This is a genomic window from Thermodesulfovibrio sp. TK500a, from assembly GCF_055381765.1.
In genome coordinates, this window is the sequence record NZ_AP041606.1 from 1,145,829 (window position 1) to 1,165,118 (window position 19,290).

Consider the following 19,290-nt stretch of genomic DNA (forward strand, 5'->3'; position numbering starts at 1 on the left):
CCTCCTTAGAAGCCCTTAAATGGATTAGGACCAATTTCTCTAATCTTATCCATAAACTCATTTATTATCTGAGGCACTCTCCAGTATTCATCAATAGCAACCTCATACATCTGCACTCTGTCAGACTCAAGCTGAAGTCTATCCAGCGTCTCTTGAACCTTGCCAAGTCTGTATTTTGCAAGCTCACTACCTTTAGCAAAGTGGCACTGATAGTTTTCACCAAATTTACATCCCAGAAGCAACATTCCATCGACTCCCCTTGATAGAGCATCGGCAATCCAGACAAGGTTCATTGAACCAAGACATCTTAGTTGAATAAATCTTACCGCTGGGTCAAGTTTAAGTCTGTGGAGTGCAGCAGTTTCTGTTGCAGGGAAAGCATCGTTTTCACAACAAAGAACTATTATACGCGGTCTGTCATCTTCGCTCGGAACAGAAACGTTTTTCAACATTGTACCAAGCATGTCGACACTGTAGTCTTTAAAGGAAACAATTCTCTCTGGACATGCACCCATACAAGTGCCGCATCTACGGCATCTGTTAGGCTTATAGAAAGGAACACCCTTTTCATCTTCATCAATTGCACCAAAGGGACATTCCTCTGTGCAGCGCTTACAGGCTGTACATTTTGTAAGATTTGGCTCGGGGAATGAGGTATCCCATGCTCTTGGATGAACTGCCATTCCTTTTGCCACATGTTCTATGACTTGTATTGCCTTAAGGGCCGCACCACGGGCATCTTCTTGTGCCTCTGCCATATTCATAGGTTGACGGACAGGTCCTACTGCGTATATGCCAGTTCTTCGTGTTTCATACTGGAAACAAATAAAGTTGGAATCTACAAAACCGAAACCACCTTCTAAGAAGGGAAGTTCAGGTCCCTGACGATATCCAAGATTAAGGATAAATTCAGGTTTTTTGGTTGTTTCAAGATATTTTGCTTTCTCCTCATCACCCTTTGCAGCTGCTTGAGCAAGCCCAATAAGATAGTCCTGAGGTTCCTTTGTGGTTGGAACCATTCCAGTGGCAAGGACAACCATCTCTGTTTCTATCTCAGATTTCTCTCCTAAAATAGAGTCCTCGACAGTAACGATTAGTTTATCGTATTCCTCTCTTATGCCAGTCACTTCTCCCTTTGCCATCATAATGCCTGGAGTATTCTGCGCCTCTTTGTAGTAGTACTCAAGTTTACCGGGCGTTCTCATATCCTTGTATATAATCATCGCTGTAGCATCTGGATTTCCATCAGTAATGTATCTTGCCTGCTTTAAAGAGGTGGTGCAGCACATTCCAGAACAATATGGAATATGTTCAGCATCCCTCTGACCAGCACACTGAACAAAAAGAGCAGAGGTTATCACTCTACCATCAGATGGTCTTTTAATCACACCATTGTTATTTTTTGCAATATCTTCAAATTCGAAATTCGTAACAACATCTTTGAACTTCCCATATCCATACTTCTTTGCAAGCTTCTTAGCGTCATAGGGCTTCCAGCCAGTTGCTTGGATAATGGCACCTATTTTTATTGTTTCGGTAGAACCATTTTTAGAGATGTTAACATCGAAGTCACCGGGCTGACCGTCTATTTTCTCGATTTTCGAAGATGTGTATACCTTTATTTTAGGATTTGAAGTAACTTCATTAATGAGAGGGTCAATATTTACATCTGTCAGCACACCTTTTGTGAAATCATCAGTTGCAGCCTTTTTATAAAGCTTTCTTGCAAACCCACCAAGTTCAGCCTCCTTTTCTACAAGAACCACATCATAACCTGAATTTGCTGCCTCCAAAGCTGCTGTCATACCTGAAATACCACCACCAACTACCAACACTGTTCTGTTAATCTCGATAATATATGGTTCAGGAATATCGCCTTTTTGAGCCTTAATCACACCCATTTTGATGTAATCTTCAGCAGCCTGTTGTTGTTCTTCCTGTGATTCAATAGTCCATACAGCAAGCTCCCTTACAGGAACTCTCTCAACAAAGCAACCTGGAAAATTAAACTCATAAGTTTTTACCCTCGGCGAACATCCTGCAACTACTATACTGTTTACTCCTTGCTCGGCTATATCTTTCTTGATTAGCTCTACTCCCTCTTTACTGCAGAGGACTTCATGCTCTGCTACAATAGGTACTCTTAAGGCATTTTTCGCAATATTAACTATTTTCTCCGTATTGATGACTTCACCGATACCGCAGCCTTTACAGATATAAAGTCCTATTTTCTTCTCCATAGCTTTACCTCCTTACACCAATCTGAATTGCCTTTAGGGCTGCGCCTGTGGAGTCCTTTCCACAACCTGCTACATCCATTGGGTTCTTTGCACATCCCGCTGAGTATACACCTTCAGCATCAACCACAAAACCATCAACAGCATATTTGAGACCAGGAACTTTAAATTCTGAACCCTCAGGCTGCATTCCTGTAGCAAGAACTACCATGTCAACTTTTTGTTTTATCTTTTTCATATTTAGCATATCCTCTACTGTTATTATCACATCATCGGACTCAGAATCCTGTTCAATTGCAGCAACTTTACCTTTTACCAAATTAACCCCAGCCTGTTCTTTTACTTGATTGAAAAACTTCTCATATCTTCCTGGAGTTCGGATATCAATATAGTAAATGAAAACCTCTGCATCGGGATTTTGCTCTTTGATATATAGAGTATGTTTCAAAGAGGCAAGACAGCAAATATAAGAACAGAAAGGCAGATGATTTTCATCTCTACTTCCTGCACATTGAACAAATGCGACCTTTTCAACGGGCTTCCCGTCAGAGGGTCTTAGAATTTCTCCCCCCGTAGGGCCATTTTTCGATGCAAGTCTCTCAAGCATCATATTTGTAATAACATTTTTGACCTTTCCAAATCCTAAATTGTCAATCTTTGAGGCGTCGTAAGGCTTCCATCCAGTTGCAACGACAATGGAATCCACCTTTTCTTCTATTGTTTCAGCCTGCATATTTAAGTCAATAGCATTATATTTACAGGCTTCAACACATGGTGCTGGACAGTCCTGTGGACAGGAATTTCTGTCTAAGACATACCTTAAAGGAAAGGCTTGCTCAAAGGGTAAATATATGGCCTTTGTTTTATTAAGGCCAAAATTAAAATCACTCTCTCTCTCTTTTGGACAAACTTCAGCACAAGCATTACAGGCAGTGCAGTTCTCATTCACATATCTTGGGTTTATTTTTATCCTTACATTATACTCACCAGGTCCACCTGTAATCGATTCAACCTGTGCCATAGTGTAGAACTTTATCTGAGGATTTACCTTAATACGACGAAAGTTAATCTCAAGACCACATAAGGGGGGACAAATTTTTGGGAAATATTTATTTAGCTGAGCAACTCTTCCACCGAGATAGGGATTTTTCTCTACAATTATTACTTCTGCACCTGTCTCGGCAGCCTCAATTCCTGCAGTTAAACCGCTGAATCCCCCACCAATAACCAAGATTCTCGTTGGGCTACCATTATGATGCATTCTCAGCCTCCTTTATTGAGTTATCTTAAACATAAAAATTCGTAATACAGTATTTAACTGCATTACGAATTTTTAATTTAAACAAAAAAGATGAAAGGGAGGGAGAAATTCCCCTCCCTTTTCCAACCTCATATTAATCAGGAATGATCTGAACGTATGGGACTTTCTTAAGAGTAAATGTATCTGTTGCTGGATCATAAACTGAGTTAACGAATGCTCTCCAGTTGTTATCATCAACGAAGTCAAAATCACCTCTGTAGTAGTATCCAGGATAACGGGACTCCTCTCTAAAGAGGATGTGTCTTGCATGAGCTTCGAGGGAGAGTGCTCTGTGATAGTTCTCCCAGCAACGGAGAAGTTCATGCAGATTTGATGCTGCCAATCTTGCTGCATCCTCTTTGAGAAGCTGAAGTTTTCTCAGTCCTTCCTCAATCATTGTCTTTGATGTCATATACCAGGTGCTGATTCCACCGAAGTATTCGTCGGCAATCTTCTGAAGTCTTGCCTGATACATGTTAGGTCTGATGTAGTATGGGTTGACTGTAGGATCTGTAGAGTATGTCTTGTATTTCTCGTAAATCTCGAAAGGCAGATACATCTCTGCAACGAGTTCGTCTATGTTCGCAGCTAACTCAGGTGTGTAATTAGGATTGTCGAGAATGAATGCAATAGCTGCTTTTGCTGCAATTCTACCCTCTGCATGTGAACCAGAGGAGAACTTGTGACCGGATGCTCCAACAATGTCACCAGCCATGAAGAGACCCTTTACGGTGCTCATTCTGTTGTAACCCCAGAACCACTCAGCAGGTGCACCAGGAATGTCTCCAGGTCCACTTACCCAGAAGCCTGCGCAACCAGCGTGTGAACCGAGGAGATATGGCTCTGTTGGCATAATTTCAGATGGAGATTTATCAGGCTCTGTATTGGTGGCTGCCCAAAGGCCTGCCTGGGAGATACACATGTCAAGGAAGTCTTCCCATGCCTCTGCTTCGAGATGTTTCAGTCTTTTCGCATCCATCTGCTTTGCAAGTTCCTGCATTGCAGTGTGGGTGTTCATGAGTATTGGGCCTCTACCCTGCTTCATTGCCTGCATCATTAGGTGGTTTCTTATGGCAGTTCCAAGAGCCTCAGCCCATTTTCCATATTTCTTTACGGCATCCTGGAATTCTGCGGTATCCTTTGCGCAATAATCTGCACCAAGAGCGTCCGTTGCTTTTGCCTTGAAGAAGAGGAACCATGCACCAACTGGTCCGTATCCATCTTTAAATCTGGCTGGTACGAACCTGTTTTCCATCATTGTCATCTCGGCTCCAACACTCATGCCAAGGTAGTATCCAGAACCAGAATTCCATACTGGATACCATGCTCTACCCTGACCTTCACGGGTTGATCTTGGTCTGAATACGTTAACAGCACCACCAGAGGCATTAAGTATTGCCTTTGCTTTAAATACATAGACCTTATTCTCTCTTACGCTGAAACCAACAGCACCAGCTACTCTGTCTGGCTCTTTTGCATCTTTAATAAGTTTAACAATAAATACTCTCTCAAAGTGGTTTTGAGGAATATTTAAAGCCTTTCTATTGTATTCAAGGGCTGCTTTTCCGGCTTCGGCAACGATAACTTTGTAGGACTCACCGTTTATCATTATCTGCCATTTTCCTGAACGACATGGAACTCCACCATCTTTAAGCTTTGGTTTGCCCTGGTCTCTTGCCTGGAAGCCATCAAGTGACCATCCATCGTCACTCTTTTTCCAAATTGGAAGACCCCACTCCTCAAACATGTGAACTGAGTTATCAACATGTCTGCCAAGGTCAAATACGAGGTCTTCACGGATAATTCCCATAAGGTCTGCACGGACATATCTTACATAGTCCTCAACCTTATTTTCACCGATATAGGTGTTAATAGCGCTGAGACCCATTGCAACTGCACCGGAACGGTCTGTTGCTGCTTTATCAACCATTGTTACTTTAAGTCCCTTTGGTGTAGCCCATCTTGCTGCCTCAAATGCAGCACCACAAGCAGCCATACCACCACCGATTATAAGAAAATCGGTATCAACTACTACTACTTCTGGCTTTTGACAGTATGAAAATGTGCAAGTCTCTTTTTCCATGTTTATACCTCCTTCTTTGATTTTTTACTCTTTTCTGGCTTCATAGTTGAAATAGCCAGGACCTTTAATTTTGGAGTAATCAGGCTCAGGTAATCCTTCATAGATATTTTCTGCTTTCCAGTAGCCCTCAGGAGTCAATCTTATTGGGAATTTGAATCTCTTAATTGCTCCGCTTCTGAATTTGATTGTCCACATAATTGCATCTTGACCTCTCATTGGAATAACGCTTGCTCCGAGTGGGAAGAAGTCAGCGTAACCTCTGATTTCGATTGCCTGCTGAGGACAGATTTTCACGCAGTTGTAGCATTCCCAGCACTGATCTGGCTCCTGATTAAATGCCTTCATTTTCTCTCTGTCGAGAGTCATGAGGTCATTTGGACAGATGTACTGACATGCTGTCTTGTCCTGGGCTTTGCAGCCGTCACACTTTTCAACCATTACAAAACTTGGCATAGTTCAACCTCCTTTTTTGTTTTTTATGCTGGTTTTTGCACTGGATTTTTCTGTAGTTCCAGTACATCACTTATGTCAATATCAGGAACAGGAAGCTCTTTGTCTTCCTTTGCTGCTTCCTCTTTTACCTTCTCAAGGTCCTCTTTAAGAACCTTCTCTACTACCGCAGGAGAAAGCTCTTTCATTTCGGCAATTCTCTTAAAAATTGCCCTTTTAAAAGCTGCAGGCGTTTCTTCAATGTAGCCTCTTGCATCAAATCTTGCCTTTGTAAACTGATCGATAACCTTCTGGCCGAGGTCATCGGGAACCTCAATAACCAACCTTCTTAAGGCACCGCCAAAAATTGATTCTACCTTTTCCTCAAGGGGAGTGCCCTTTATAGTTGCCATTCTTTTCTCATCAATTATTACACCTAAATATTTAGCCATCATTCACCTCCTTTATTTTTTTAAGTGAGCTGGAAGTTCCATGTGAGGGAGATCAACCTCTAATCTCTCCTCTCTTTCCTTGAGATACTTCTCATTGTTAAATGGATATCCGAATTTCTGCCACCATTTTACAACAACCTTATAAACTTCTGGTCTGTAAATTTCAGGAGGTGGCATGACACCTTCATTTATGAGACCTCTGATGAAACTACCAGAGTATCTTGAGTATATTCCTTTGTGATTGCAGTTTGCGGAGTAGGCGAACTCTTTACACTTCGGACAGAACCAGAACTCTTCAATGTTCTGTGGTCTTATATAAAATCCACCATCTACCATGTAAGGTGGCTCTTCGAAGCCGAAGCTTGGAATTCCCTTGGACCAGAGAATCTGTGTTGCAAAGATATCATAGTATTCACCAAGTGCTGCGTGGTCTCTTCCAAACATGTGGAAGGAGATTCCCATGTTCTGTCTTATTACTGCATGAATGAGGGATTCAATCGGGTTTCCATATCTCATATCCCAAAGAGTAAAGGTTACAAGATGACGCTCTGGCTTAATGTATCCTGCTAAATGAACCATTTCATGTCCTTCAACAATTGCTTCATCTGGAAAATCTCCGATTCTCTTTGCTCCAACAATTGCATTTACTACGATGCCATCAGAGGGTTTTACATCGCCTATGTAAGCAGCATTTTTCATCAATGCCTCATGACCTGTATGAGGAACGTTTCTTGTCTGATGGGCAATTACTGTCGTCCAGCCTCTCTTCTCAAACTCTTCCCTTGACCTTTTTGGTGGATACCAAAATCTATCAAAGGGTGGTCTTAGTTTGGGCTCATTAATTATGGTGTATTTACCAGCAAGAATAATCGGATTTAAAGAACAATAAATATTATATCCTGTGTGTTTCTGGTCAAAGGGTACCTTAACAACTTCTGGATTTTTCTCGGGTGTACCAAATGTTCTCACTGCTACATCACCAGGAACTATTTCGTAAACCTCTTCAATCTCAAGAATCGCAAAGGGCTCTCCCTTTAGTCTTAGCAAAAGCCAATCACCTGCTCCTACTCCGAGCTTTTTAAAATCTTCTTCTGAAACATCAAAAAGAATTGGATAGGGGAATACCCATCCGCTTGTAAGCCTTCTTTTTTCAAGTACGCTCTCAAGGTCAGCCTTTGTCATTGAACCTTCAACAGGGCTGAAGAAACCATAGCAGACAGACATGATTTCTCTGTAGACATTTCTTACAGGATTACCCTTGAAAAGAGTAGGCTTGATGTCGTAAACGGCAGAACACTTTTCCATTAGCTTTCTTGCCATCTGGGGATCGCGAACAACCCTTTCGACAAGCTTTCCACCATGCGGTGGAGGTAGAGTCTTAATTCTTACTTCCGGCATACCTTTCCCTCCTTTAGTTTACTTTTTTTCTAAGATTGCACAGATGCTATTGAATATCTCATCTATATTGCCTGTGCCTGCAACACTCTTCAAAATACCCTTTTTATTGTAATAATCGATTAATGGTTCAGTCTGAGCTTTATATACTTCAAGCCTTTTTCTAATGGTTTCTTCTTTGTCATCGTCTCTTTGAAAAAGCTCTCCGCCACATTTATCACATTTGCCTTCTACTTTTGATGGCGAATAGTAAACATTATACATCTGCCCACAGGACTTACAGGTTCTTCTACCAGTAAGCCTTTTCATGAGGTCATCAAAGGGAACATCTAAGTTTAGAGCTAAATCTAAGGGCATATTCATTTCTGAAAGCATTTTATCAAGAGCTTCTGCCTGAGCAACATTTCTTGGAAAACCATCGAGAATAAAGCCTTTTTTACAGTCATCCTGGGACAATCTCTCCTTTACCATCCCAAGAACAACACTGTCAGGAACAAGCTCACCCCTATCCATATATGCCTTTGCTTCTTTACCAAGAGGAGTTCCAGCGGCTACTGCAGCTCTGAGGAGGTCACCTGTTGAAATTTGAGGGATTCCATACTTTTCCACAAGTCTTTTAGCCTGAGTTCCTTTACCTGCTCCGGGAGCACCCAAGAATACTAATCTCATTTGAAGCCTCCTTTTTGAATATAATTAAACCTTTTGGATTATAATTTAACTTATTATTGATTAAAAAGCAACTTAATTTTTATAATTTTAAGATAAATTTTGTTTATAAAAATTGGGCAATTTTAACAAAAATTGTTTTAATTTGTCAAGAGCTTTTCTTCTATGGCTTAAAGCATCCTTTTCTGAAGATTGCATTTCTGCAAATGTTTGTTCATAACCTTCAGGAATAAAAACAGGGTCATAACCGAATCCGAGATTTCCCTTTGGTTTTTCAGTAATCCAGCCGTCTATCTGACCATTAAAAATCTTTTCTTCTCCGTTTGGTAAAACCAAGGCAATACAACATTTAAAAGAAGCTTGTCTTTTTTCAGGTGGAATGCCTTTCATCTCATTTAGAAGCTTCTTTACATTTTCCTCATCTGTGGCATTTTCACCAGCATATCTTGCCGATTTAACTCCCGGCCTACCATCTAAGACTTTAACTTCAAGCCCTGAATCATCTGCTATTGCTGGCAGTCCAGTTTCTTTACATACATATCGTGCTTTTTTGAGGGCATTGTCTTCAAAGGTATCTCCATCTTCTATTACTTCTTCAAGATGGGGAAAATCATCTGTGGAAAGAAGGGATATATCTATTCCTTCGAGTATTCTTCTTATTTCCTCTATTTTCTTTTTGTTTCTTGAGGCAACAACTACTCTCATTTGACAAACTTTGCCTCTTTTATTTATACTTAAAATTGTCGCGGGGTGGAGCAGTCTGGTAGCTCGTCGGGCTCATAACCCGAAGGTCAGAGGTTCAAATCCTCTCCCCGCAACCAAAATCAATCGAAGAGAGCATCAACAAAATCCCTTGAATTAAATTCTCTGAGGTCTTCAACGGCCTCTCCAATTCCAATTAGCTTTATGGGCACTCCGATCTCTTTTTTGATGGCAAAAACAACGCCTCCTTTTGCAGTGCCATCAAGCTTGGTTACAACAATGCCAGTCAAATTTACAGCCTCATTAAACAAAATAGCCTGTTTTATTGCATTTTGGCCGGTTGTTGCATCAACCACCAAAAGAGTTTCATGAGGGGCTTCTGGAATTGATTTTTTTATTACCCTGTTTATTTTTTTTAGTTCTTCCATTAAGGGAAATTTTGTATGCAATCTACCAGCTGTGTCGATGATTACAACGTCTTTGTTTTTTGCTTTACCGAATTCAACAGCATCAAAGGCTACTGCTGCAGGGTCTGCACCGCTTTTTTGTTTTATAATTGTTGCTCCTGTTTTATTAGCCCATAATTCAAGTTGCTCTATAGCAGCAGCCCTGAATGTATCTGATGCAGCAAGAACAACACTTTTTCCCTCACCAATAAGTTTTGCTCCAAGTTTTCCTATGGTAGTTGTTTTTCCTGTTCCGTTAACACCGACTACAAGAATAACAGAAGGCTTATAGTTGAGATTTAAGTAATTATCCTCTCCAAGAATATTTGTAAGCTCTTCTTTAAGAAGACTTTTAAGGTCAGATATATCCTTTGCTTTACCCTCTTTAAGTTTTCTTTTTAAATTTTCTATTATCTCCTCGGTTGCCTTTATTCCTAAATCAGATGTAATTAAAATTTCCTCAATTTCCTCAATAGTAGCTTCATCTATTCGCTTACCGGCAGGTATTATTGCTTCGATTTTTTCAACAATGTTTTGCTTTGTTTTTGATAGTTTATCCTTTAGCCTTTCAAGAAAACCCATTAACCTCTCCTGAACTCTATTACGAGTTCATCTTTCTTCTTGGAGAGACGATATTTTAGAGGTTTTTTGAGAGAAATATTAAGTGCAATTTTGTTTTGTTCTTCGGAGATTGAAATTTCTTTTATAAAGTCAGATTCAAATTGTAAGGGCTTTTCAATTTTGTTAGCCACTGGATAAATATCAACAGTGATAGACATCATCTTTCCAAGCTTTTTAGTTCTCGGATGGAATCCTCCTTTTTTTTCGAAATTAGGAATATGAATAGAGAGAGTGGCAGAGTTTTTTGTTTCTACTAAAGATATATTTTTCAGTTCTAATAATTCCTTAGATGTTATAACCCTCTTTTTATCCTTTGTTTCTTTTTTTGCTTTAGATACTTTTTTTCTTGTAATCTCTTGATGCTTCTTTTCTTCTTTACTCTTAACTTCAGTGGAGGGTATTATTTCCTCTTCTGTTGAAGCCATTATTGCAAATTTTTCTGCCTTATCATACATAAGCTCTACAATAGCTGCTCCATTTACAAATGCTGAAGCAGGGATTCTGTTAGGAGTTAGTGTTCCTGTTCCTGAAGATTTCAAGATTACTGTTTTACCGTAGAGGTTGTAATTGGTCATGATTTTATCAAACTGATTGTAGGCTATTATTTTAATTTTGAATTTCTGTCCCGCAATTATAGTATCTGGTGACACTATCTCAAATCTCTTGATTTTTGGTGGATTAACCTTAATTGAACTACTTTCTCCCTTTATAAAATTCTCTCTCAAAACCTTAACGGCAATCTTTATCTCCTCTGGTCTATCATATTTAAGACCCACTCGAGCAATGCCATTTGAAAAGGCATAGGAAGATAATTCTGCAGGGAATATATATCCCTTCCCTTGAGCCTCAATCTTGACTCTTTCTTTTTGCGATGAGAAGTTGCTAACGAGGTTTCCAAATTTATCAACAGCCAGTATCCTAATCTCGAATTCTTCATCAACAATAGCTTCTGAAGGAGCTTCCACTATGAATTGGGCAACATCACCATTTAAGATTTTAACTGTCTCGCTTTTACCTGAAATATTACGGTTTAATATATTAGCCTCTAAGTAAAAACTACCCATCTTCTCAGTGTATAACCTCAGTGTGGCGCTACAGGTCTCCTGAACATACTGAATATTTTTTATTTGAGGAGATACATCACCTTTAAAAAATATATTTAATAAGCTTGGGTCAAATTCTTTACATACAATATTTCCATACCTATCTTTACCTAAAATCTGAACGAAAAAGTCATTACCAACAATTACTTTTTGAGGAACTTTGATAAAAAGAGAACTGATTAAATCGGGTAGCACTTTTATCTTCTTTTCTAAAATGGGAAATGGACTGTTTGCTTCATAAAGACTTACGGTTACTTCCTCAGCCTTTTCATCTATTATCTTTATATTTAATCCCTCTTGGCCAATATCCTTTGCTTTGAAATTTTGAGGACTTATTTGGGCCGAACCTGTTACTGAAAGTTTATATTCCTTAATGCTTTCAGAGGGCATATTTACAGGATTGCCAAAGGCATCTACTGCATAAAGAATTATCCTGTATTCTTTTCCCGCCACTATGGCATGTGGCGCATCAAACTGAAAATGATCAAAAATTCCAGGTTTTGCAGTTATTTCTCCTTGCGCAGGCACGGAAAAATAGAATAAAAGAAGAAAGCCAACCCATAAGCTCTTTAAAATTTTATAACCCATTTTGCCCTCCCATCTTATTTCTATTCGACTCTTTGCTTTCTCAACAAAATTTATTGTATCCTATCATAATTGTTTATACAAAAAAGAGGCAAGTGCTAATATATTATAGAATATTTAAAATAATAATAACACAATAAAAATGACTAATAAATCAAGTGCTAATATAGTTTTCTTCAGAATTCTTGCTAAGTTGATTGACCTTATAATTGTGATAATTTTATGGAAAACTTTTCCAAACTCTGGACTTTTCATTGGAATATTCTACCTTTTAATAAGCGATGGGATTTTCAGAGGGAGAAGTATAGGTAAAAAATTACTCAGGCTAAGAGTGATTAACACTGAGAGAAACTATCATGCTGACTTTAGAGATTCTATAATTAGAAATTTATCAATCGGAGCACCTTTATTTTTTCTTATAATTCCAATAATCGGATGGCTAATTTGTCTATTTGTAATAATAATCGAATTTATAATAATAATCGGCGATAAAGAGCAAAAAAGACTTGGCGATTTCCTTGCTCATACCCGAGTAATAGAAGATTAGGCATCAAATAATTTAGAATAATAGGAGAATTAATTTAAAGGAGGAAATGGTGCTTTTACAAAAGTTTGTTGGAAAATTTTCAAATGACCTCGCTATTGATCTCGGAACAGCTAATACTTTAGTCTACGTAAAAGGTAAAGGAATAATTTGTGATGAACCCTCAGTGGTAGTAATCAGAAGAGACAACAAAAAAGTAATTGCCGTAGGAACAGAAGCAAAGGAAATGATGGGTAAAACACCGGCAAATATTATAACAATAAAACCTTTGAAAGATGGTGTAATAGCTGATTTTGATGCCACCGGTGAAATGCTCAAATATTTTATTACTAAAGCTCACAATAGAAAATGTTTCATCTCACCCAGAATAATAATCGGAGTTCCCTCTGGTATCACACAGGTGGAACAAAGAGCGGTAAAAGACGCTGCAATTGCCTCAGGTGCCAGAGAGGTGTATTTAATCGAAGAACCAATGGCAGCTGCTATTGGCGTTGGTCTTCCTGTAGGTGAGCCGTCAGGCAATATGATTGTCGATATAGGCGGAGGAACAACAGATGTGGCCGTTATTTCTTTAGACGGTATTGTCTGTTCTAAAGCAGTTAAGGTAGGTGGAGACAAGATGGACGAGGCTATAATAGCCTACATAAAGAGAAAATACAATCTCATGATAGGCGAAAGAACAGCGGAAATGATAAAAATAAACATCGGTAGTGCCTATCCCATTAACTCAAATAAGACTATGGAAATAAAAGGAAGAGATCTCATAAGTGGAATTCCAAAGGCCATTAATGTAACTGAGGAAGAGATAAGAGAAGCCCTTCAAGAGCCTGTATCTATAATACTCGACACTATTAAAGTTACTCTTGAAAACACACCACCGGAACTTGCTTCAGATATTGCAGACAAAGGCATTGTTCTCGCAGGAGGTGGTGCTCTCTTAAGGGGGCTTGATGTGCTCATAAGAGAAAACACAGGTGTTCCTGTAATAATACCTGAAGACCCACTTAGAGCAGTAGTAAAAGGTTGTGGAGAAATGTTAGACAAGCTTGATTTATTAAGAAGAGTTTCTCTTAATGTCAATTGATGTTAAAAAAAACTACGATTATCTCTATAATTTTAATAGTCTTAATTTCCTTTGTCTTAATCAGTTATCAGTCAAAGGGGCTATTATTATTTAATAAAATTCATCTTTACTCTCTTTTTTATCCCATAGACTATCTACAAAATTTTTTTAATGAACTGTTGAAAACGAAGGATGAAAACAGGGATTTAAAAGAAAAGCTCTATAAAATGCATTTACAAATAAGTTCAACAAATGAATTGATTGAGGAGAACAAAAGACTTAAAGAGCTTTTAAACTTGAAAGAGAGAAAAAAAGAAATTTTAACTATAGCAAAAATTATAAAGAGAGGCGCCAATAAGTTTTTAAAAACTGTATGGATTGACAAAGGCAAAAAAGACGGAGTGAAAGTAAACATGCCTGTGATTACTATCAATGGCCTTGTTGGTAAAGTTATTTTTGCTTCCGAGGATTTTTCAGAAATTCTACTCATTACAGACCCTAATTTCTCCGCTTCAGTAAGAGTAGAGCGAAACCGAATAGAAGGGGTTTTAAGTGGTGCAGGAACGAATTTATGCTTACTCAAGTATATTCCCCTTGAGGAGGAGATTATGGTAGGTGATAGATTAATAACATCAGGAACAGATGGTATATTTCCAGAGGGTCTTTCGGTTGGAGTAGTCAGAAAGGTAGACAGAAAAAGGGGAGTTTTTCAGAATATTGAGGTTGTGCCACTTCAATCGGAGTTAAAAATAGAGGAAGTTGCCATCTTAAAGAGCCTTCCATGAAGCATTTCTTTAAATGGGCAATTTTAACTTTCTCAGCCTTTTTCCTTGAACAAATTTTAACAATAGACGGTTTGACCTTTAATTTTTCCTTTCTGTTAGTCTTTCTCTTTATAATAGACTATTTTTTTCCGAAAACAGAGCAGAAAAAAGTTTATCCATCCGAAATCCTCCCTCTTTGCTATTTTATTGTTGTAGGTTTAATAGAGGATTTATTTCAAGGGGTAATAGGACCGGCGATAATTTCAAAATCTTTTACAGGCATTTTACTAATGATTCTTGTAAGACAACTCTTTTTTAATTGGACAGAAATATTCAAGGCAGCAGTAATCTTAACTTTTACAGTAATAGACGAGGCTTTCTACAGCTTTATCGTAGTATACTTTTTTAACTATAATATAAGCTATCTGCCTCTTATTAAAGGCTTCATTGTCAAAGGACTAATTAATATTCCTGCTGGATTAATTTTGAGCTGGAGAAAGCCGTGATAAATGGAAGAGAAAAGCTTTTTTTATTTGTCATCATCTTAATTTTTATAACAATTCTTTTAAGATTGTGGCAGTTACAAATAATTAATTCGGATAAATACAAAAAATTAGTAGAGCAAAATCGGATAAGAATAGTTAAAATTCCGGCTCCCCGCGGAATTATCTATGATAGAAACGGTATTCCTCTTGTTGAAAACATATCCTCCTTCAGCCTTTCTGTTTACGCCGAATATGCAGATACAATCAACAGGGAACTTCTATCTAAAATCTTAAATATAAGTGTTGAAGAACTTGATAGAAAACTTAAAAGAAAAACCGAAAGTATTTATCTGCCAATAAGAATTAAAGAAGACTTATCATTCAAGGAAATAGCAATGCTTGAAGCAAGAAGAACAGAACTTCCAGGACTTATAATCGACATAGAAATGAGACGGCATTATCCTTTAGGTCCTGCTACAGCCCACTTAGTTGGATACTTAGGAAAGATTACAGAGGAGCAGATTAGAAATAATCCAGCTTATAAAAACTTACCATCCTATTTCATGGTAGGACAGACAGGCCTTGAAAAAGTATTCGACCAAAAACTTATTGGAACGCCAGGAGAAAAAATTATCGAAGTTGATGCCCTTGGAAGAGAATTGAGATTAATAAAAGAGACACCTCCCTCAAAAGGAGAAGACATATATCTTACCATCGATGCTATATTACAAGAGTCGGCATATAAATCATTTGAAGGCTATTCTGGCGCTTTTGTTGCAATAAAACCCGATACGGGTGAGGTGCTTGCGCTTTTAAGCTCTCCTTCTTTTGACCCAAATATGTTTGTAGAAGGTGTTTCAGAGTCATACTGGAAAGAGCTAACAGGCAATGCTCAAAATCCTCTTTTAAACAGAGCTACACAAGGATTATACGCTCCGGGCTCTACTTTTAAAATAATTACTGCTCTTGCAGGTCTTGAAGAAAAAGTAGTTACTCCAGAGAAGATTATTGCAAACTGCGTAGGAGGAATAACCTATGGAAAATGGACATTCGGATGCTGGAGAAAGGATGGACATGGTCCTGTAAATCTCAGAAAAGCATTAATTGAATCCTGTGATGTTTATTTTTATGAACTTGGACGTCTGCTGGGAATAAAAAAAATACACAAATATGCAACCATGCTGGGATTGGGCAGTCCAACAGGTTTCAGTGCTGACGAAAAGGGAGGTCTCGTGCCAGATGAAGAATGGAAGAAAAATTACACTAAAACTTCGTGGTTTCTCGGAGACACCTTTAATACAGCCATAGGTCAGGGATTTTTGAAAGTAACACCGCTACAGATGGCAAATGTAATGGCAACTTTTGTAAACGGTGGATTTAAGAATTCTCCCATTATCTTAAGGGGGACTAAACCTCATCAAACATCGTTCGGTATTGATAATAAAAATCTAATGATAATCAATGATGCCCTATCGGCCGTTGTAAATGAACCAGAAGGAACAGCTGTGAAGGCTCGTTCATCCATCATAAAATTTGGAGGCAAAACAGGGACAGTCCAAGTTGTAAGCAAAAAAACAAAAGAGAAAATCTCTGGCAGACCAAACATTGAACATCATGCTTGGTTTATAGGTTTTGCTCCCACTGAAAATCCAGAGATAGCTTTCTCTGTAATAATTGAACACGGAGGAAGTGGTGGAGGAGTAGCAGCGCCAGTGGCAAAAAATATTCTCGAAGGATACATAATTAAAAAGAGGCAACTAAATGTTAAAAATTGACAGAAGAATGATTGAATATTTCGATTGGATTACCTTTGGACTGGTATTATTTATATGCATCATAGGAATATTAACTATATACAGTGCAACAAGGCCTCCTCTTGATGAGGGAGAGCAACCCCCTTTCTATGTAAAACAACTCATTTGGCTGTTTATCGCCACAATTGCATTAATAATTTTCGTAAGTTTTGACTATGTAAGGTTAAAAGAATTTTGGATAATTTTCTATGTCATTGGAATTCTGCTCCTTTTAATAGTGATATTCACAGGCAAAACAGCAATGGGAGCAAAAAGATGGATAAATCTGGGATTTTTCTCCTTTCAGCCTTCAGAAATTTTTAAAATCATTTTCATAATAAGTATCTCCGCATTTCTTGAAAATAAAAAAGTCCCCCTTTCAGCAAAGGATATAATAAAAACTTTAGTCATTTTTGGGTTTATTCCCTTCCTGCTAATTCTAAAACAACCAGACTTAGGAACGGCAATTTTAATAGTCCTTGTTACATGCATAATGATAATATATCGAGGAATTTCTTTTAAAATGTTGCTTTTTCTCCTTTCCGTATCTGCCATTTCAATCATATTTCTATGGGAAATATTGTGGGAGGGACTTAAAGAATATCAGAAAAACAGAATCTTAGCATTTATCGACCCTCAAATCGACCCAAAAGGAATTGGTTATAACATCACTCAATCGGTCATAACAGTAGGCTCAGGAGGCTTCTTTGGAAAAGGGTTTCTTGAGGGAACACAAGGACCTTTAAAATTTCTACCTGAAAGACATACAGATTTTATCTTTCCAATTTTTGCAGAAGAGTGGGGTTTCTTAGGATGCCTAATTCTCTTAAGCCTTTATCTAATAGTATTTCTGAGATGCTTTGAAACATCAATGATTGCAAAAAACAACTTTGGAAAGCTTCTATCAATAGGTTTCACTTCAATTTTTTTACTCTACTTCTTTATAAACATTGGAATGACGATAGGTATTATGCCTGTTGTGGGCATACCTCTTCCCTTCATGAGTTACGGCGGAACAACACTGCTTGCAAATTTTATAGGCATAGCATTGGTCATAAATGTTAGAATGAGAAGATTTGAATTATTCTATCCGTAGAAGGAGGTATTAGATGAAGACGATTGAGGGAAAGTTACAAGCGCAGGGACTAAAATTTGGCATAGTGGTAAGCAGATTTAACGAGTTTATTACATCAAAACTTCTTGAAGGAGCTATTGATGCACTTCTTAGACACGGAGCAAAAGAGGCAGATATTCAAATCGTAAGAGTACCGGGTTCTTTTGAAATTCCTCTTGTTGCTAAAAAGCTTGCCCAGTCAGGAAAATTTAATGCCATAATCTGCTTGGGAACTCTAATAAGAGGTGCCACTCCTCATTTTGACTATATAGCAGCTGAAGTTTCAAAGGGTATAGCTCTGGTGAGCCTTGAAACAGGCATTCCCGTGTCATTTGGAGTAATAACAACAGAAACAATTGAACAGGCAATTGAAAGAGCTGGCTCAAAATCGGGTAATAAAGGTTGGGATGCAGCAGTGACAGCCATTGAAATGGCAAGGGTTTTAGAGCAAATTTAGCAAAGTAGGTGAGTAATATCCTTCATGAAAAGAAGAAAAGCAAGAGAATACGTCCTTCAGTTTCTTTATGCATGGGAGATAAATGATAAAATTAACCGAAAAACAGAGTTTAACGTTGTAAGAGATGAAATTGAAAAATTCTGGGATAGAAACGAAGAAGAGGACAAAAATATAAGAAATTTCGCCTGCGCCCTTATCGAAGGAACACTGGAGAATTTAGAAGAGATTGATAGTTTAATCAAAAAATATACAAACAAATGGGATATTGAAAGAATGATAAATATAGACAGAAATATACTGAGATTTGCCCTATACGAAATACTCTATCGTCCCGATATTCCCTTTCAAGTCACTATAAATGAAGCCGTCGAAATAGCAAAAAAATACTCCACAAAAGAAAGTGCTGCATTTATAAACGGAATACTCGACAGAATAGCAAAAGAGAGAATTGAGCGTCCGCCACAATAGATAGCGGACGCTTAATTTTAATCTAAAGCTATTTTTATCTCTCTGGGCTTTGCCTCTGCTTTTCTTGTGAGAATAATCTCTAAAATCCCGTCCTTAAGGCCTGCTTTCACATTAGATTTATCTATATCGGCAGGAAGGTTAATTGTCCTTGTAAATGGGCCATAATTTCTCTCGTTCAGTATATAATCTTCCTCTTTAAGGCCTTCTGCTCGTTTTATTTCGCCTTTTATAATCAATCTGTCATCTGTTATAGTTAACTCCACATCTTCCTTTCTCACACCAGGTAATTCAGCCTGAATAACAATCTCTCCACCTCTTTCAAAAATATCAACATTTGGCGAAATAATCCCTTCTGAGCTTACAACTCTTCTTCGTCTGACGGGCGAGAGAAATTCTTCAAAAAGCCTGTCCATCTCCTTTCTTATCTCTTCAATCTCTTTTAAAGGACTCCACTTTACAATAGACATACGGCACCTCCTTATTTATCTTAGAGAGACTGTTCAAAAACTTGTAACCTATTGAAAATCAATAAATTACAAGCCCTAAAATTTTCAATTACCTCCATATGTCATTCCGAGCCGAA

19 protein-coding genes and 1 tRNA gene are annotated in these 19,290 nt (G+C 38.1%); 9 read left to right on the plus strand and 11 right to left on the minus strand.

Annotated features, from left to right (window positions below):
- Positions 1-5: 5 nt before the first annotated feature.
- The 8 genes from ACZ430_RS06100 to ACZ430_RS06135 form a co-directional block, all read right to left on the minus strand.
- On the minus strand, positions 6-2,240 hold the full coding sequence (locus ACZ430_RS06100) for an FAD-dependent oxidoreductase (RefSeq protein WP_297212414.1): 2,235 nt from the start codon (positions 2,238-2,240) through the stop codon (positions 6-8).
- A gap of 4 nt (positions 2,241-2,244) precedes the next feature.
- Positions 2,245-3,498 (minus strand): CoB--CoM heterodisulfide reductase iron-sulfur subunit A family protein, encoded by a 1,254-nt coding sequence (locus ACZ430_RS06105; RefSeq protein WP_297212416.1) that lies wholly within the window; start codon positions 3,496-3,498, stop codon positions 2,245-2,247.
- A gap of 133 nt (positions 3,499-3,631) precedes the next feature.
- Positions 3,632-5,620, minus strand: coding sequence for an adenylyl-sulfate reductase subunit alpha (gene aprA, locus ACZ430_RS06110; RefSeq protein WP_297212419.1), 1,989 nt, complete (start codon positions 5,618-5,620; stop codon positions 3,632-3,634).
- Between the two features lie 24 nt (positions 5,621-5,644).
- On the minus strand, positions 5,645-6,073 hold the full coding sequence (aprB, locus tag ACZ430_RS06115) for an adenylyl-sulfate reductase subunit beta (protein WP_297212422.1): 429 nt from the start codon (positions 6,071-6,073) through the stop codon (positions 5,645-5,647).
- Between the two features lie 23 nt (positions 6,074-6,096).
- The gene (locus tag ACZ430_RS06120) at positions 6,097-6,501 is read right to left on the minus strand and encodes a DUF6955 family protein (RefSeq protein WP_297212425.1); all 405 of its coding nucleotides are present in this window, start codon (positions 6,499-6,501) and stop codon (positions 6,097-6,099) included.
- Between the two features lie 12 nt (positions 6,502-6,513).
- A complete protein-coding gene (gene sat, locus ACZ430_RS06125) occupies positions 6,514-7,899 on the minus strand; it encodes a sulfate adenylyltransferase (protein ID WP_297212428.1) in 1,386 nt (461 codons plus the stop codon).
- Positions 7,900-7,917: 18 nt separating this feature from the next.
- A complete protein-coding gene (locus ACZ430_RS06130) occupies positions 7,918-8,565 on the minus strand; it encodes an adenylate kinase (protein WP_297212431.1) in 648 nt (215 codons plus the stop codon).
- A gap of 87 nt (positions 8,566-8,652) precedes the next feature.
- A complete protein-coding gene (locus tag ACZ430_RS06135; protein WP_366934807.1) occupies positions 8,653-9,267 on the minus strand; it encodes an XTP/dITP diphosphatase in 615 nt (204 codons plus the stop codon).
- Between the two features lie 39 nt (positions 9,268-9,306).
- Here ACZ430_RS06135 and ACZ430_RS06140 point away from each other — a divergent pair.
- Positions 9,307-9,383, plus strand: a tRNA-Met gene (locus tag ACZ430_RS06140).
- Positions 9,384-9,386: 3 nt separating this feature from the next.
- On the opposite strand, the gene ftsY is transcribed toward ACZ430_RS06140, so the two are convergent.
- Entirely contained in the window at positions 9,387-10,292 is a 906-nt protein-coding gene (ftsY, locus tag ACZ430_RS06145; protein ID WP_297210061.1) for a signal recognition particle-docking protein FtsY, read from the minus strand.
- Positions 10,292-12,022, minus strand: a complete 1,731-nt coding sequence (locus tag ACZ430_RS06150; RefSeq protein ID WP_297210059.1) for a hypothetical protein — start codon at positions 12,020-12,022, stop codon at positions 10,292-10,294. The genes ftsY and ACZ430_RS06150 overlap by 1 nt, the downstream gene beginning before the upstream one ends.
- 139 nt (positions 12,023-12,161) lie before the next feature.
- On the opposite strand from ACZ430_RS06150, the gene ACZ430_RS06155 reads away from it, so the two are divergent.
- From ACZ430_RS06155 to nusB, 8 genes are read left to right on the plus strand one after another with little or no spacing between them, the layout of a single operon-like run.
- Positions 12,162-12,566, plus strand: a complete 405-nt coding sequence (locus ACZ430_RS06155) for an RDD family protein (protein ID WP_297210055.1) — start codon at positions 12,162-12,164, stop codon at positions 12,564-12,566.
- 46 nt (positions 12,567-12,612) lie between these two features.
- The gene (locus ACZ430_RS06160) at positions 12,613-13,647 is read left to right on the plus strand and encodes a rod shape-determining protein (RefSeq protein ID WP_339943640.1); all 1,035 of its coding nucleotides are present in this window, start codon (positions 12,613-12,615) and stop codon (positions 13,645-13,647) included.
- Positions 13,647-14,411 carry a rod shape-determining protein MreC gene (gene mreC / locus ACZ430_RS06165; RefSeq protein WP_297210048.1) on the plus strand — a complete coding sequence of 255 codons (765 nt, stop codon included), beginning with the start codon at positions 13,647-13,649 and terminating at the stop codon, positions 14,409-14,411. Before ACZ430_RS06160 ends, mreC begins: the two co-directional genes overlap by 1 nt.
- Positions 14,408-14,896: a hypothetical protein gene (locus tag ACZ430_RS06170; RefSeq protein WP_297210046.1), complete on the plus strand. Its 489-nt coding sequence runs from the start codon at positions 14,408-14,410 to the stop codon at positions 14,894-14,896. Before mreC ends, ACZ430_RS06170 begins: the two co-directional genes overlap by 4 nt.
- Complete coding sequence (mrdA, locus tag ACZ430_RS06175; RefSeq protein ID WP_297210044.1) at positions 14,893-16,650, plus strand: penicillin-binding protein 2; 1,758 nt, start codon at positions 14,893-14,895, stop codon at positions 16,648-16,650. The genes ACZ430_RS06170 and mrdA overlap by 4 nt, the downstream gene beginning before the upstream one ends.
- Positions 16,637-17,764 carry a rod shape-determining protein RodA gene (gene rodA / locus ACZ430_RS06180; protein ID WP_297210042.1) on the plus strand — a complete coding sequence of 376 codons (1,128 nt, stop codon included), beginning with the start codon at positions 16,637-16,639 and terminating at the stop codon, positions 17,762-17,764. Before mrdA ends, rodA begins: the two co-directional genes overlap by 14 nt.
- A 13-nt stretch (positions 17,765-17,777) precedes the next feature.
- The gene (gene ribH / locus ACZ430_RS06185; protein ID WP_297210039.1) at positions 17,778-18,239 is read left to right on the plus strand and encodes a 6,7-dimethyl-8-ribityllumazine synthase; all 462 of its coding nucleotides are present in this window, start codon (positions 17,778-17,780) and stop codon (positions 18,237-18,239) included.
- A 24-nt stretch (positions 18,240-18,263) separates the two neighbouring features.
- Complete coding sequence (nusB, locus tag ACZ430_RS06190) at positions 18,264-18,707, plus strand: transcription antitermination factor NusB (RefSeq protein WP_297210036.1); 444 nt, start codon at positions 18,264-18,266, stop codon at positions 18,705-18,707.
- Positions 18,708-18,724: 17 nt separating this feature from the next.
- Here the strand turns inward: nusB and ACZ430_RS06195 are convergent, their stop codons facing one another.
- Entirely contained in the window at positions 18,725-19,174 is a 450-nt protein-coding gene (locus ACZ430_RS06195; RefSeq protein ID WP_297210034.1) for an Hsp20/alpha crystallin family protein, read from the minus strand.
- Positions 19,175-19,290 lie beyond the last annotated feature (116 nt).

What these genes read in the sequence shown, in the direction of transcription:
- aprA (WP_297212419.1), bottom strand. Translation starts at nt 5,620, where the DNA reads ATGGAAAAAGAGACTTGCACATTTTCATACTGTCAAAAGCCAGAAGTA.
- ACZ430_RS06120 (WP_297212425.1), bottom strand. Translation starts at nt 6,501, where the DNA reads ATGGCTAAATATTTAGGTGTAATAATTGATGAGAAAAGAATGGCAACT.
- ACZ430_RS06130 (WP_297212431.1), bottom strand. Translation starts at nt 8,565, where the DNA reads ATGAGATTAGTATTCTTGGGTGCTCCCGGAGCAGGTAAAGGAACTCAG.
- ACZ430_RS06160 (WP_339943640.1), top strand. Translation starts at nt 12,613, where the DNA reads ATGGTGCTTTTACAAAAGTTTGTTGGAAAATTTTCAAATGACCTCGCT.
- ACZ430_RS06150 (WP_297210059.1), bottom strand. Translation starts at nt 12,022, where the DNA reads ATGGGTTATAAAATTTTAAAGAGCTTATGGGTTGGCTTTCTTCTTTTA.
- ribH (WP_297210039.1), top strand. Translation starts at nt 17,778, where the DNA reads ATGAAGACGATTGAGGGAAAGTTACAAGCGCAGGGACTAAAATTTGGC.
- ACZ430_RS06105 (WP_297212416.1), bottom strand. Translation starts at nt 3,498, where the DNA reads ATGCATCATAATGGTAGCCCAACGAGAATCTTGGTTATTGGTGGGGGA.
- ACZ430_RS06135 (WP_366934807.1), bottom strand. Translation starts at nt 9,267, where the DNA reads ATGAGAGTAGTTGTTGCCTCAAGAAACAAAAAGAAAATAGAGGAAATA.
- nusB (WP_297210036.1), top strand. Translation starts at nt 18,264, where the DNA reads ATGAAAAGAAGAAAAGCAAGAGAATACGTCCTTCAGTTTCTTTATGCA.
- ACZ430_RS06170 (WP_297210046.1), top strand. Translation starts at nt 14,408, where the DNA reads ATGAAGCATTTCTTTAAATGGGCAATTTTAACTTTCTCAGCCTTTTTC.
- ACZ430_RS06195 (WP_297210034.1), bottom strand. Translation starts at nt 19,174, where the DNA reads ATGTCTATTGTAAAGTGGAGTCCTTTAAAAGAGATTGAAGAGATAAGA.
- ACZ430_RS06155 (WP_297210055.1), top strand. Translation starts at nt 12,162, where the DNA reads ATGACTAATAAATCAAGTGCTAATATAGTTTTCTTCAGAATTCTTGCT.
- aprB (WP_297212422.1), bottom strand. Translation starts at nt 6,073, where the DNA reads ATGCCAAGTTTTGTAATGGTTGAAAAGTGTGACGGCTGCAAAGCCCAG.
- mreC (WP_297210048.1), top strand. Translation starts at nt 13,647, where the DNA reads ATGTTAAAAAAAACTACGATTATCTCTATAATTTTAATAGTCTTAATT.
- sat (WP_297212428.1), bottom strand. Translation starts at nt 7,899, where the DNA reads ATGCCGGAAGTAAGAATTAAGACTCTACCTCCACCGCATGGTGGAAAG.
- rodA (WP_297210042.1), top strand. Translation starts at nt 16,637, where the DNA reads ATGTTAAAAATTGACAGAAGAATGATTGAATATTTCGATTGGATTACC.
- ACZ430_RS06100 (WP_297212414.1), bottom strand. Translation starts at nt 2,240, where the DNA reads ATGGAGAAGAAAATAGGACTTTATATCTGTAAAGGCTGCGGTATCGGT.
- ftsY (WP_297210061.1), bottom strand. Translation starts at nt 10,292, where the DNA reads ATGGGTTTTCTTGAAAGGCTAAAGGATAAACTATCAAAAACAAAGCAA.